General features: G+C 41.3%; 15 protein-coding genes. 10 read left to right on the forward strand and 5 right to left on the reverse strand.

The window, feature by feature from the left end; all coding sequences use genetic code 11:
* Positions 1–54 precede the first annotated feature (54 nt).
* The 5 genes from M1D52_RS09195 to M1D52_RS09215 all read left to right on the forward strand — a co-directional run bounded on the left by M1D52_RS09195 (position 55) and on the right by M1D52_RS09215 (position 2,451).
* A complete protein-coding gene (locus M1D52_RS09195; RefSeq protein ID WP_437392297.1) occupies positions 55–396 on the forward strand; it encodes a hypothetical protein in 342 nt (113 codons plus the stop codon).
* A complete protein-coding gene (locus M1D52_RS09200) occupies positions 380–880 on the forward strand; it encodes a hypothetical protein (RefSeq protein ID WP_437392299.1) in 501 nt (166 codons plus the stop codon). The genes M1D52_RS09195 and M1D52_RS09200 overlap by 17 nt, the downstream gene beginning before the upstream one ends.
* Before the next feature lie 157 nt (positions 881–1,037).
* Positions 1,038–1,541 (forward strand): CPBP family glutamic-type intramembrane protease, encoded by a 504-nt coding sequence (locus M1D52_RS09205; protein ID WP_377610788.1) that lies wholly within the window; start codon positions 1,038–1,040, stop codon positions 1,539–1,541.
* 135 nt (positions 1,542–1,676) lie between these two features.
* Positions 1,677–2,267 carry a zeta toxin family protein gene (locus M1D52_RS09210; RefSeq protein ID WP_437392301.1) on the forward strand — a complete coding sequence of 197 codons (591 nt, stop codon included), beginning with the start codon at positions 1,677–1,679 and terminating at the stop codon, positions 2,265–2,267.
* A 7-nt stretch (positions 2,268–2,274) separates the two neighbouring features.
* Positions 2,275–2,451 carry a hypothetical protein gene (locus M1D52_RS09215; protein ID WP_437363890.1) on the forward strand — a complete coding sequence of 59 codons (177 nt, stop codon included), beginning with the start codon at positions 2,275–2,277 and terminating at the stop codon, positions 2,449–2,451.
* A gap of 138 nt (positions 2,452–2,589) precedes the next feature.
* Here M1D52_RS09215 and M1D52_RS09220 read toward each other — a convergent pair whose 3' ends face one another.
* The gene (locus M1D52_RS09220; RefSeq protein WP_437392302.1) at positions 2,590–3,642 is read right to left on the reverse strand and encodes a helix-turn-helix transcriptional regulator; all 1,053 of its coding nucleotides are present in this window, start codon (positions 3,640–3,642) and stop codon (positions 2,590–2,592) included.
* Between the two features lie 25 nt (positions 3,643–3,667).
* Here M1D52_RS09220 and M1D52_RS09225 point away from each other — a divergent pair, with 25 nt between their 5' ends.
* The gene (locus tag M1D52_RS09225) at positions 3,668–5,452 is read left to right on the forward strand and encodes an ABC transporter ATP-binding protein (RefSeq protein WP_377610783.1); all 1,785 of its coding nucleotides are present in this window, start codon (positions 3,668–3,670) and stop codon (positions 5,450–5,452) included.
* Between the two features lie 38 nt (positions 5,453–5,490).
* Positions 5,491–7,221 carry an ABC transporter ATP-binding protein gene (locus tag M1D52_RS09230; RefSeq protein WP_437392303.1) on the forward strand — a complete coding sequence of 577 codons (1,731 nt, stop codon included), beginning with the start codon at positions 5,491–5,493 and terminating at the stop codon, positions 7,219–7,221.
* A gap of 77 nt (positions 7,222–7,298) precedes the next feature.
* Here the strand turns inward: M1D52_RS09230 and M1D52_RS09235 are convergent, their stop codons facing one another.
* The gene (locus tag M1D52_RS09235; RefSeq protein WP_437392305.1) at positions 7,299–7,865 is read right to left on the reverse strand and encodes a Crp/Fnr family transcriptional regulator; all 567 of its coding nucleotides are present in this window, start codon (positions 7,863–7,865) and stop codon (positions 7,299–7,301) included.
* A gap of 254 nt (positions 7,866–8,119) precedes the next feature.
* Entirely contained in the window at positions 8,120–8,866 is a 747-nt protein-coding gene (locus M1D52_RS09240) for a zeta toxin family protein (protein ID WP_437363886.1), read from the reverse strand.
* A 132-nt stretch (positions 8,867–8,998) separates the two neighbouring features.
* Between M1D52_RS09240 and M1D52_RS09245 the strand changes: the two genes are divergently transcribed.
* The gene (locus tag M1D52_RS09245; RefSeq protein ID WP_437392306.1) at positions 8,999–9,259 is read left to right on the forward strand and encodes a hypothetical protein; all 261 of its coding nucleotides are present in this window, start codon (positions 8,999–9,001) and stop codon (positions 9,257–9,259) included.
* Positions 9,260–9,290: 31 nt separating this feature from the next.
* Here the strand turns inward: M1D52_RS09245 and M1D52_RS09250 are convergent, their stop codons facing one another.
* Positions 9,291–9,677: a winged helix-turn-helix transcriptional regulator gene (locus tag M1D52_RS09250; RefSeq protein WP_377610777.1), complete on the reverse strand. Its 387-nt coding sequence runs from the start codon at positions 9,675–9,677 to the stop codon at positions 9,291–9,293.
* A gap of 74 nt (positions 9,678–9,751) precedes the next feature.
* Between M1D52_RS09250 and M1D52_RS09255 the strand changes: the two genes are divergently transcribed.
* Positions 9,752–10,648 carry an NmrA/HSCARG family protein gene (locus M1D52_RS09255; RefSeq protein ID WP_437392307.1) on the forward strand — a complete coding sequence of 299 codons (897 nt, stop codon included), beginning with the start codon at positions 9,752–9,754 and terminating at the stop codon, positions 10,646–10,648.
* 436 nt (positions 10,649–11,084) lie between these two features.
* Here the strand turns inward: M1D52_RS09255 and M1D52_RS09260 are convergent, their stop codons facing one another.
* A complete protein-coding gene (locus M1D52_RS09260) occupies positions 11,085–11,441 on the reverse strand; it encodes a winged helix-turn-helix transcriptional regulator (RefSeq protein WP_130855164.1) in 357 nt (118 codons plus the stop codon).
* Positions 11,442–11,541: 100 nt separating this feature from the next.
* Between M1D52_RS09260 and M1D52_RS09265 the strand changes: the two genes are divergently transcribed.
* The gene (locus M1D52_RS09265) at positions 11,542–12,504 is read left to right on the forward strand and encodes an aldo/keto reductase (protein WP_437392308.1); all 963 of its coding nucleotides are present in this window, start codon (positions 11,542–11,544) and stop codon (positions 12,502–12,504) included.
* Positions 12,505–12,568 lie beyond the last annotated feature (64 nt).

Below are 12,568 nucleotides of genomic sequence, written 5' to 3' on the forward strand. Positions count from 1 at the left end.
AATCTGTATATTAGAGAATCAATTCATTTGGGACAATTCCTTAAACCCTAAATTATGCGTAATAATCATCGTAAATCTTTGATCGCCTTTGGCATAATAATTCTCGTCGTCTTATCTATTTCTTTAAGCGGCTGGTCACTAGTTCCTTTCGGAAAACGATATTTGCCGGATTATTTCTTTGACAATGTTTCCAGCGGAATCAAAGGGTATGTCCGGCCAAATGATCGACTAATTCTCCTGAACGACTCCATTTTCCATCCGGAAGAAGGAAAATACGCACTTGGCGTAAGTCATGCATCCACTATAGTGGAATACAGTAGGGAAAAGGCGATGGAAAAATTCGGAGATGCCGGGCAGTATGGCGCAGTAGAGATAAGAGGTGGCAAAGCGCCTTAACGCCATTCATTCCACTGGAGAAATAGATGATACGCTATTTCTAGGATCCTTAAGTTACCGTTTAAAAGGTGATACGTTGCTGACATTAACACCGGATAACCTATATTACGTCAGCAACAGTGAGACAAAAAAGGAAAAAAGTAGACGCTTGCTTATTTATCGCTATGGGAAATTAGACACTATTTTAAATGGCCGGATAAAGATTGAGGGAAACATCGAACCTGGCTCAAACGTATATACCTATAACAGAGGCATAGCCATCTATCACAAATGGGCAGCAAACACCCTTGTCGGCGTCTTGGGTAATCACCACGTATTAACCATTAATGGCAAGAATATTAAGGAGTCCCTTAGTAGGGTACAAGCAACAGGAGGTTCTGTACACTACCTGAATGGAATAGAGGCAGTGAAGAAATATGGCATAAAAGGATTGTTCGGGGCTGCCGAAGTTTCCGGAAATAGTTTGAAGTATTTCCGGAATTGAGCAAAAAACGTTAAGAATAATACTGTAAGTTTATAGACGTCAATAATTTAATTGCTATGTATGACTTTTTTATTTAAGAATACCGTTTCTAAATTTCTACGCTGAATGGTGAAATCAACATGTCTTTCCTTATTTTTCTTTATTAGCTAATAAACCGATGATTAAAATAGCTTACCAAATACAATCTCAATTGACATCCTACCTGCAATCAAAATCCTATATCCAATTATTTTTCATTTTTCTTATTGCTGAAATGACTTTTTCAGGCGTCACTGCTTTTATCGCGACTATGATTGACCCTAGCTTAACATCCAATCCTATCGAAAATGAAAGTATTTTCTTCGCTTTTATGATGCTAGTTATCGTTGCACCGGTGATAGAGACCTTTATTTTCCAGCTGGCCGTTATCGAAATAGGATACGAGTTTAAGTTGAGGGGAAGATTGCTGGTGCTATTATCCGCTATCTTATTTGGTATTTCTCACTATTATAATTGGGTGTATGCGATGGTGATGGTCTTTACCGGATTCATTTTTGCCTACTCATACGTGTTTATCCGGAACCAGTACGATATCGCTAAAGCAACACTTTTTGTTGCCTCTTTACATGCTGCCTCCAATCTGGTATCCTTTTTAAACAACAATGTTTTTAATTTCTTCTAACAGTAAAAATAGCTATTAACTAAAAATGTTAAATTTGGGACACATTTTTTCAAATTTATCCTGCTTACATTAATGTACAATCTAAAAAAACATGACACATTAAGGCGTGATATAACGATCTGTAAGGATAAATAAATGATGTATAAATTTATGCCGAATCTTTACATTATAGCGGGCTGTAACGGAGCTGGAAAGACAACAGCCAGCTTTACAGTTTTACCTGAAATTTTGGATTGTAAAGAGTTTGTCAATGCAGACATGATTGCCGCTGGAATTTCACCGTTCAATCCTGAAAGCGTGGCTTTGGAAGCAGGGCGTATTATGCTTAGTCGTATTCGAGAATTAATCGACGAAAAGGCTGATTTTGCTTTTGAAACTACATTAGCGACGCGTAGCTATATTTCTTTAGTTAAGGGTGCAAAAAAACAGGGGTATCAAATTGTCCTTTTGTTTTTCTGGTTAGATTCCCCGGAACAAGCTGTGAGACGTGTAGCAATGCGAGTTGCAAAAGGAGGTCACCATATTCCGGACGAAACTGTTCACAGAAGATACTATAGAGGCATTAAAAATTTGATTCATTTATATATACCAAACTGTGACAAGTGGTTAGTGTTGGACAATATGGATATGCAACCCGAAATTATAGCCCAATGTGATGAGTTTGGAAAAGTGGTCTTTAATGACGAACTTTGGGATATAATATTGTTGACTAGCAATGGAAACTAAGCATACGATGACAAAGCCACAAAACGCAACCTTTTCAGAAAAGGTTCTTTTCGGTGTCAGAAAAGCATTAAGGAAGTTAGCGGAAGAGTCAGCAACAAGAAATGAAAGCCTTGTTGTTAAAGTAGGAGGCGAAATCAAAGAAATACCGGCAAGGGAGCTCTTAAAAACAATGCCTAAAGATTAAAACTATCAAATAGACAAATACATCTATTCATACATATTTAAGCCATGCATTAAACAACGTGCATGGCTTTTCTGTTTAAAATACTGTTGGCAGTTCAAACGAGGCTCCCGTGCTAAGAACAGTCTCATGGAATGAAAGCTAACTATTTTTCAGTTCGCTTGGCAATACACCGAATTTACGCTTAAACGCCACTGTAAAATGCTGAGGGTGATTATATCCTACCTGATCGGCCACCTCGCTAACATAAAGGCCTTCTTCCAGCAGTAACTGCTTAGCCCTTTCCATTTGCAAATCTCTCACATAACCGAATACCGTGGTGCCGAACAACTCTTTAAAACCGCGTTTCAGTTTGGTTTGATTAATACCGACAATTTTGGCTAAATCAATAATGGAGCAAGGCCTTCGGTAGTTCCGCTCGATGTAATGCTTTGCTTCATGCAGGCAGTCAATATCCGCAGGTTTTAACGTTGATACTGCACTTTCTGTTTTCATTAGCGCCTGAATCTGTAGCAACAAAAGCTCACGGGCTTTCGTCTCTAGGTACAACTGTTGCAGCGGCCCAGTAAAAACCTTACTGTTCATAGCGCCAAGACAACTGTACATATCAGGGATTATAGGAGAAGCAGGAGCGCTTCTATATTCTTCCTTACCAAAGCGGCTAAATAACTTGTCTGCAAGCAGCTCATCTTCTTCAACGAGCCCGTCTAAAAAGCTTTTCTGAAAAGCCATTTCAAAGAAATCATATTGCTGGTTTTTACCTATATATCCGGATTCCGATTGATCCCTGTCTTGATAGTATAGCCGATAGGTGTTTAGAGAAGACGCCCAAGGATTCTGCTTTGATGCATTTAAGGTATTACCTAGCACAAAATGGGTGACATAAAACGAAGTGTCGAAGTGGATGACAAAGCTGATATCCTCGTTGGCTGCCTGCCTGCCACGTATTAAATGAAAATCATTTAAAGAGATGTCAGATAATTCCATCGATAGCGAATTATCTTCATACGAAAGCCTATGTTCCAATATACGCGGACTGAAAAATTCGGTATTCACATAAACCGTCTCCGACTCCAATTGCATGCTGTATCCCATAATAATTCTTCTTACGGCTTTTATACTTCCTTTCGCGTTACCGGTCGCCCCATAATGCGAAGGAACTTTGCAAAGCCAAATACAGGTACAAAAGTACATTATTTAGAATCAAAATAAATAACGCATGCAACAACGTGAGAATAACAAGTCCGAAACTTCAACATCAAAAGGAAAACCAACTGAATTGATGCAAGCTAAGGCCCTTAACCGTTTACTATGGCCCGTTAGAAAATATGTAATCGGCGGATGCCTGCTTGCTTTAGTAGGGTCTGCGGTCGGTTTAGCACCCTATATCGCCATAGCCGAGATTGCTAGAATGATCTATTCACTCGAAGAAGTCTCCCGGCAATCTATATGGTCATGGGTCGCAGTGGGCATATGCGGCGCAACTCTTCGGCTGGTCTTCTTGTTCTTTTCCTCCCAATTGGGCCATACCGCAGACGCCGAAATATTGTACAATATTCGGGTGCGGCTTGTGCAACGTTTGGGAGCAATTCCCTTAGGCTGGTTCAGGCAAAACGGCTCAGGCGCTATTAAAAAAGTGATGACCACCGATCTGGAAGAAATGCATCAGCTGATAGCGCATGCACTCCGCGAGATGATAGGAGCGCTAACGGTGGTTCTTGTAGGTGTTAGCTACCTGTGGACCGTAAACTCGCTGATGACACTTCTAAGCATTTCCGTTCTCTCCGTTATGTATATCAGCTTCAAGATCGCGATGCGGTCGGCAACTACCCACATGAACCGATTATTGGTTGCTGAAGGCAAAATCAGCGCATCAGCGGTCGAATATGCTGATGGTATTACAGTGGTAAAAACATTTGGCGTTGGGGGCCGATTATTGGCACGCTTTGATGCGGCCATAAAAGAATATGCCAAGGCCATGCAAGTGTGGGTGTCTGAAACAAAATATAGCTCCGCAATTGCCCGCCTTTTTGCATCAGAGGCAACCCTGTTGGGCGTCATCGTTATCGCAGGCATTTTATTGATTAACCGCGGCATACTGCCCGTTGCAGAGTTCTTACCTTTCCTGATTGTCGGAATCGGATTGCCAACCTCATTGGTGCCCGCCGTTCACGGTTCTCAGGGATTACGAAAAGGACGGCTGTCTGCTTCCAATATTGAAAACATTCTTACACAGGATATTATACCGGAAGGGAATTATCCCAAAGATCCCGAAGAATATGCCGTTGCTTTTCATAACGTTTCTTTTGGGTACTCCAACCAACAATATGCTGTGCAGGATATAAGTTTTCGCTGCCCGCAAGGTACGGTAACCGCCCTGGTAGGCCCGTCCGGATCTGGAAAATCGACCTTGGCTCATCTTATCCCTCGGTTCTACGACGTGGGAAAAGGCAATATTACCATTGGTGGGATTGATATCCGGCAAATGACATCGGAGAAGTTGCTAGGAAGCATGTCGCTTGTTTTTCAGGACGTCGTGTTGTTGCGGGATACCGTTCGGGAAAATATTAGGGTAGCCAATCCAAAGGCGTCAGAGCAGGACATTATCAGCGCTGCAAAGGCCGCATATATACATGAGGTAATCAAGCGGCTTCCTCAGGGGTATGATACCGTTCTCGGAACAGCTAGCAGTGGCCTGTCCGGTGGAGAACGTCAGCGGCTGACCATTGCCCGGGCAATTTTATCCAACGCTCCTATTGTAGTTCTTGATGAGGCCACCGCCTCGCTTGACCCTGACAATGAAATCCTGGTTCAACTGGCACTCAGCTCGCTGGTGAAGAACAAAACGGTGATCATGATCGCCCATCGCTTATATACAGTTACCAATGCCGATCAGATCATCGTACTGCAGACAGGTAAAATTGTGGAGCACGGTACCCATCAGCAGCTGCTCAATAATCGGTCGCTCTATTTCAGCATGTGGCAGGCCCAGCAGATTAAATAATAAACCCCTGTTTCGTGTACATATCAAATCAACAAAAAATGATAAGAAAGCTATATAGGCTATTTCCGGATAAATCGGTCCTTCTCAAATTAACATTACTTCATGTTATTCTTGCCCTATTGCAAGGTGTTTTATTGGGCGTGTTGGTGCCGATACTTAATTACCTACTAAAAGAATCAGTTGCCTTTCATGATATAGAATTTTGGCTTATAATCGGTGCTGTTGCCTTCGTAAGTTATTTAACATTGACTGTTATCGCAACACCTGTCGGTTTCGGCGCATCCATGAAGCTGGCAACGCAGTTACGCAATAATGTAATGAACCATGTTACGCAACTGCCGTTAGGTTGGTTTACCTCTGATAATAAAGCAAGGCTAGCCCGTACCCTTACAGCAGATATAGGCTTAATTGCCCAACTTGCAGTAACCATTGGAGCGCCTGCCATCGTGGCCATATTGGTGCCCGCTTCCATTATTCTTGTCACCTTTTTAGTCAATTGGCAAATAGGACTGTTATTTCTATTTATTATGCCCTTGGCGCTTTTCGTATTGCGTTGGGGTGCAAGAATAGCAGCTGAAGAGGAAATTAAGCTCGAGCGAGCGGCCACTGAAATCGCAGGAAAGGCCATCGAGTTAGGACAGGCCCAAACGGTGCTTCGCGCAGCCGGGAAAGCCGTGGAAGGAACAAAGTCGTTGCAACAAACACTCGCGAAGCACCGCACTGTTTATCGTAAGGGTTTGCAGCGGGCCAAGATACCTTTCCTCAGTTTTATTGGTACTGTTACCGTAGGCTTCATTGCAGTCATTTTGCTTATAACACAGTTCTTTATCGACCGGTCATTCACCGTTTCGCAAACGATCATTCTATTTATTTTGGCCGTCCGATTTTTAGAACCGTTGGCGTACCTGACAGAATTGATCGGGGCGCTGCAGGCCATGGATAACGGCATGAACCGTGTAAAGGATATACTGCAAACTCCAACCTTACCCATCAACCCGCGGCATACCAAAAATAGCGGAGATACATCCGTCCGATTAAACAATATAACATTTACATACGACCGCGAGCCCGTCATTAAAAATGTTTCCTTGCTTTTTCCCCACGGCAGTACAACGGCATTAATCGGTGCGTCGGGTTCTGGAAAAACGACATTGATCAGGCTTATAGCACGTTTTTACGATGTAGATCAGGGAAATATTCAGATTGGAAAAGTGGATATCCGTGAATTGGACTACAACACGATGATAGATGACATCGCCATTATTTTTCAGGACGTTTATCTTTTTGACACCTCCATCAGGGAAAACCTGTTGATAGCCAAACCCGATGCGACGGAGGCCGAATTAAAAGAGGCCGCTTCATCAGCGCAGCTCGATGAGATGCTCGAAAGGCTACCCAAGGGTTGGGACACCAAGGTTGGTGAAGGAGGACTTCAATTATCAGGCGGCGAACGCCAGCGGGTATCCATCGCCAGGGCGTTCTTGAAAAAGGCGCGTATTGTGTTAATAGATGAGGCCGCATCAGCCCTTGACCCGGAAAACGAACAGGCTATCAGCAACGCCATTGCTAATATTTCCAGCGACCAAAACCGGACCATCATCATCATTGCCCATCGCCCTGCCACTATTCAGGCGGCCAACCATATCGTTGTACTGGAAAACGGCAGTGTCATAGAGCAGGGAAGCCCTCATGATCTGCTGCTGCAAAACGGCTATTATGCCAAATTCAGGCAGCAGCACAAGCAGCGTAGGGAATGGAAAGTGGAGTAATTATATGACGGCATCATGTTAATCACAAAACCTGAGCATTAAACAGTCATGCTATTTACCAATAGTAAAAAGTTATATTACCGGATATTTTTCCGTATTCGGCTAAGAGATTGTTGAGTTACTCCTAAATACGAGGCAATATAAGCCAGTGGAATACGATTGATGAGCGATGGGAAATTTTCCATAAATTCTAAATATCTTGTGGTAGCATCTTGCGATATAACGGGGCCTTTTCTGGATTTTTGGTACATACATAGTTGCACCATTTTATTCTTAATGTTATCCCAACCAACGATAATATGGGAGAGTTCTTCCCAATCTTTTTTTGAAAATACAATAAGGTTACAATCTGTAATGGCTTGTAGATACTCAGAAGATGAAGTGTTTGCCTCCAAGTTAACATAATCACATACCAAGCTGTTTTCACTAATAAAACAACGTGTAATTTCATCACCCTTATTATTGTAATAACAGCCACGGATAACACCTTCAACTACAAAGCCAACCTCCTTTGGCACTTTCCCCGCTTCAGAGAAATAATCCTCTTTTTTTAATTCGCGTGGTTGCGCTTTACTTACGACCAGATCGATTTGCTGTTTATTAAGGTTGCCAAATCGCAGCATATATTCAATCATTTCTTCCATTAAGGCAAGTTAAACATAATATCACTTTACTTAATTACCATTTGATAAAAACTGTAATATGCCAATATGCTGGTTGAAATTAAACAAGAAGAAGAAATAGGCTAAATACATCTATTTATCATGCATATTTGAGCTATGCATTAAACAACACGCATGGCTTTCTGTTTAAGAATACTATTTGCCGTCCGAACGACGACTTCCCGGCAATAGCAAGCTGGCTTTAAGCTCCAGCCATACATAGATTTTGCCCCGTGCTATTTAACTTTATTTACGATATACTCTATAAACCAGTTTGGAAGTTTCTCTTCTTCCACAAGAATAGTTAGTTGTCCATCTTTTACTTCAGCGACTAGAAGCATGGTTTGCCCGGAATTGTCAAATAGATACGCCTTTTGTACTAATAGAACTGCTGGTAGAAGATTTTCTAAAGTTCGCGTATACCGTGTGATAATTTTATCTTTCGGAACAGCATGCCCTCCTTTTTCTACCCTGTTTTGTACGCGAGAAATATTAAGCTGACTATCATCAAGACATACAAAGTAAAGATAAGTTTTATACCCCAAATCTTTGGCATTTTGAATTTCATCCAATTTTGAAATATGACTCATCACCGTTTCAAAAGAATAGGAAATCCCTTTTTCCAGTAGGTGTTTACGAATGAAAGAGGTTATAAGTGAAGCTTCATAACTATGTGTATCCCGTGACCTATCAACGATTACGTTTTCTTTAATCTGAATATCAATTTTATGTCCCTCAGCCGCAGATTTTTCCAGAAGCGATTGCGTATTGGGCTTCCGAAAAAAAGAATGCAAATCCTTTTCCGTAAGGCTTAATCCAAAATTTTCTAAATTAACAAAGCCTGTCGAACTGATTTCTTTTTCGATAGCGTCTGAATTTACGAAATAGCCTGTATCAAATTGCTGGTTGATATCTTCGAACAAGGTAGATTTGCCAGATCCATTCGGGCCCGCAAAAACCCTTAGCCTTTTGGCTTTAGGCATAACGTCGCTCCTTTTTTGAGTTTTATATTACTAGGTGATTTTTTGATTTTTTTAATTGTCCTAACAGATCCGTCAGCGGACTTTTCGATCAAAGTGCCCTTCATGATTACTTGAACTGGGATCTCTAATGCTTTGGAAATCCTCGCAGCGCGTGACGATGCTTTCTTTGCCGCTTTGCTGACTGCGTTTCTTTCCATTATACTGGACAACCTATTTGACGATTTTGCTACATTACCCATTCTATTACCGCTTTGCTCAAATTTAATAAAAAAGAACTATATTTTAAACACAGCCGTTATATCACGGGGGTTGACCTTAGTGAATGAGCGCAAAGATGATTTAGGTTTGTCATGGTCGAAAAATCATGTGAAGAAGCGAAGTAGAGGGTATTGATCTTACATCACCCGTTCAACAAAAAATACCATCAAGATTTACTTTTTAAGATGGCCCCAATTACCTCTTTTCTGTTTGAGAGTCCAAACTCGATCAAACTATTCAGAACCGGCCAAATCATCTGCGCATGGGAAGTGAGTTGATAATACGCAATATCTTGCGTAGGCGTGTATTCGACAACTTTCTGAACAAGTTGGTGTTCCTCCAGAATTGTCAATTCCTTACTTAGCACTTTTGGGGAAATACCCTTTGAAACTTCAAAAAAATCCTTGAACCGTAATCGCTCATGATAATAAATATTAAGAAGTAAACAGAACCTCCATTTACCTCCAAATAATTCTAAGGTGTCTCGCAATGCCAAAAATCTTTTATTCAACATTTCTTCATCGTCGATACAGGGCTTTATCTTTTTCTCCATAGCGCTTTCCTTGAGGAAACTAAACGCAAATATAACGGTATCCCGAAATACCTTTGTCCAATATATTACAGAAAATGAAAAAGATTTTTGTTACAGGTGCTACCGGAAATCAAGGAAGCGCCACCGTTTTAGAGTTATTAGATCATGGTTTCGACGTGACTGCTTTAACCCGAAATCCAAATAGTCCGGAAGCACAGCATTTAAAAAGCAAAGGTGCTCATTTATTACAAGGAGATCTGGAAAACGCTGATGCTTTACGCCCAACGTTGCAAACCATGGACGGACTATATCTTGTGCTGCCGCCGGTTTGGATATCCAGCAAAGAGACTGATGAACAGGAAGCAGCGATGGGAATTCAGATCTTAGAGGTAGCCAAAGAATGCGGAGTCAATTTCGTTGTATATTCTTCCGTCATGGCATCAGATAAACAAGCAACGTTCCGTCCAAAATTCAAATTCAGTATTGAACAATACTTATGGGCCAGCGGGTTAAACGGCGTGGTTATAAGGCCAGCATCCTTTATGGAAAATCTTTTGCTGCCAAGTTTCGGTTTGGGAGAACGAAAATTTATAAATCCGCTACCCGAAGATCGGGCTATTCCCTATATAGCCACAAAGGATATAGGAACCTTTGCCAGAATTGTATTTCAAAATCAAAAACAATTCGAAGGGAAAACGATTGATTTAGGAAGCGACCTGTACACGCCAAAGCAAATTTTACAGCTGCTGGAAAGTAAATTAAACCAATCCATTGAGTTTATACAAGTTCCCCAAGAGCTATTATATCAACAAAGCAAAACATTCGCGCAACTGGTTGAAATGATCGAAAAGGAAGGCTACGATCCAATAGATTATTCGCTTATTAATCAATGGATGCCAAGCTTGACAACTTTTGATCAATGGATGGATGAGGTTGGCACAAAAAACATCAGGGCGTTACAACATAAAACATCCAACATCTCAAAACAGTGATATGCTTTCTGCCCCCCATAAGACCTCTCGCTAGACAGCTTGATACATAAAAGTCTTTATTTTTTGATATTGATTGTATAAGAAAAGATCATCCATTTCCTAATAGCCCGCTAATAAATTGTAGTTGATCCAAATATAGAATCTTTGATAAAGGTACTGGTTGCCAATTTTAGCTTCGGAGGTGTTTAGCTGTAAGGAATCCCGTCCGTCGGCTACCTAATAAGCTATTTTGGCAACTCTTTTAAGGTGGTGCACCATCAACTATGCTGATCTAATCTTTGGTAAGCATTTCTGTACCTGTTTTATTAAGGGAAACAAAATCAGGAATATACGGTCCGAATTCATAGCATCATGTTAGTCGGGAACCATTTTTGGATTAATGAACTTACCTTGCTTTAGGTTGTTTTTTGCGGAGAGAAAAAAACGTAACACTTCATTACACTCCTTCGGATAAAATCCGCTCTTCTAAAATTTCTCTGTTTTCTTCTCCCCATCGGGCAGTTGATTCAATAACAGGAATAAGTGATTTGCCTAGTTCCGTCAATTCGTATTCCACTTTAAAGGGTTTGGTGTTATAATCTTTCTTTAAAATTAAACCATGTGCTACCAATTGATTCAGCTGTACATCCAACACTCTTCTGGAAGCTTTGGATAGGGTTCTGTGAATTTCTCCCGGTCGTTTGATGCCGTGGTAAATGCTCCAAAGAAGACTTATTTTCCATTTTCCGCTCATCACTTCCATAAAAAGATGCAGGCCACAATCCAGCATCACCGGTATTTTCTTTTGATACATAAGTCCAATTGCTAAACGATTCGGATACGGACAAATTTATCCGTTATTGCACACAAAATTACCTTCAGATACTTTTGTATAATAAAAGTAAACAAAAAAAATGAAGTACAAATTATTCGGCACACGCACCGGTCTGTATGCAAGTGAAATTATTCTAGGCGGAGCCGGTTTGGGCATCCGCAGCGGTTATGGATCAACTCCGGAGGAAGCACACGGTATCCTAACAAGCTATGCCAAGGCAGGCGGTAACTTTATCGACACTTCCGATAGATACCAGTTGGGCGAATCGGAAGAAATCATCGGGAGATTTCTGAAAGGTCAACGCCAGGATTTTATTATTTCCACAAAATATACGCGAAGTAGCCGTCCGAATCCTGGTATCAGCAATTTCGGAAATCACCGTAAAGCGATGCGTCAGGCCGTGGATGCAAGCCTCAAAAGATTGCAAACCGATTATATCGACATTTATATGCCTCATTATGACGATGGTTGTACCCCTTGGGAGGAAATTGCCCGCGGATTGGAAGATTTAGTACAATGCGGCAAGGTGCTTTATATGGGGTTAACCAATTTCCCTGCCTGGAAAACTGCTGCGATTGCCTCCTCGATTCCATTGAACGCTATCCAGATTGAATACAATTTGGTACAACGAACAGCAGATCGGGAATTTCTGGCAATGGCCAAAGAGTTTGGATTAGGAACCATGCTTTATTCTCCGCTTGCCGGCGGTTTATTAACCGGTAAATACAGGAACGGTGCAACCGGGCGCTTAGCCAAAATAGCTGATGAAGCGCAACGGGAGGATGATATTACGAAGGAGATTCTTAACTACCTGGAGTTAGTGGCCAAAGAACATGACGCAAAGCCGGGGCAGGTTGCTTTTGCCTGGGCGTTATCCACTGGTCATTTTCCATTGGCGGGTGCTCGTAATATTAATCATTTGGAAGACAGCTTAAAAGCAGCAGAGATAGAATTAAACCCTGAAGAACTTTCCCGATTGGATGAATTAAGCAAAATCGTGTTAGGCTATCCGCATGACTTGCTAGTAAAAGTAAGAGGGTAGGCTTATTCAAGTACCCATCAGAAAAATAATTTTTTTAATTCGAGTAGTTGCCTTCTACTTACTA

The sequence above is a fragment of the Olivibacter sp. SA151 genome (genome assembly GCF_054130995.1).

Coding starts and splice junctions, on each gene's coding strand:
- M1D52_RS09210 (WP_437392301.1), top strand. CDS start 1,677: ATGATGTATAAATTTATGCCGAATCTTTACATTATAGCGGGCTGTAAC.
- M1D52_RS09255 (WP_437392307.1), top strand. CDS start 9,752: ATGAAAAAGATTTTTGTTACAGGTGCTACCGGAAATCAAGGAAGCGCC.
- M1D52_RS09265 (WP_437392308.1), top strand. CDS start 11,542: ATGAAGTACAAATTATTCGGCACACGCACCGGTCTGTATGCAAGTGAA.
- M1D52_RS09205 (WP_377610788.1), top strand. CDS start 1,038: ATGATTAAAATAGCTTACCAAATACAATCTCAATTGACATCCTACCTG.
- M1D52_RS09225 (WP_377610783.1), top strand. CDS start 3,668: ATGCAACAACGTGAGAATAACAAGTCCGAAACTTCAACATCAAAAGGA.
- M1D52_RS09235 (WP_437392305.1), bottom strand. CDS start 7,865: ATGGAAGAAATGATTGAATATATGCTGCGATTTGGCAACCTTAATAAA.
- M1D52_RS09195 (WP_437392297.1), top strand. CDS start 55: ATGCGTAATAATCATCGTAAATCTTTGATCGCCTTTGGCATAATAATT.
- M1D52_RS09240 (WP_437363886.1), bottom strand. CDS start 8,866: ATGCCTAAAGCCAAAAGGCTAAGGGTTTTTGCGGGCCCGAATGGATCT.
- M1D52_RS09230 (WP_437392303.1), top strand. CDS start 5,491: ATGATAAGAAAGCTATATAGGCTATTTCCGGATAAATCGGTCCTTCTC.
- M1D52_RS09250 (WP_377610777.1), bottom strand. CDS start 9,677: ATGGAGAAAAAGATAAAGCCCTGTATCGACGATGAAGAAATGTTGAAT.
- M1D52_RS09260 (WP_130855164.1), bottom strand. CDS start 11,441: ATGTATCAAAAGAAAATACCGGTGATGCTGGATTGTGGCCTGCATCTT.
- M1D52_RS09220 (WP_437392302.1), bottom strand. CDS start 3,642: ATGTACTTTTGTACCTGTATTTGGCTTTGCAAAGTTCCTTCGCATTAT.
- M1D52_RS09215 (WP_437363890.1), top strand. CDS start 2,275: ATGACAAAGCCACAAAACGCAACCTTTTCAGAAAAGGTTCTTTTCGGT.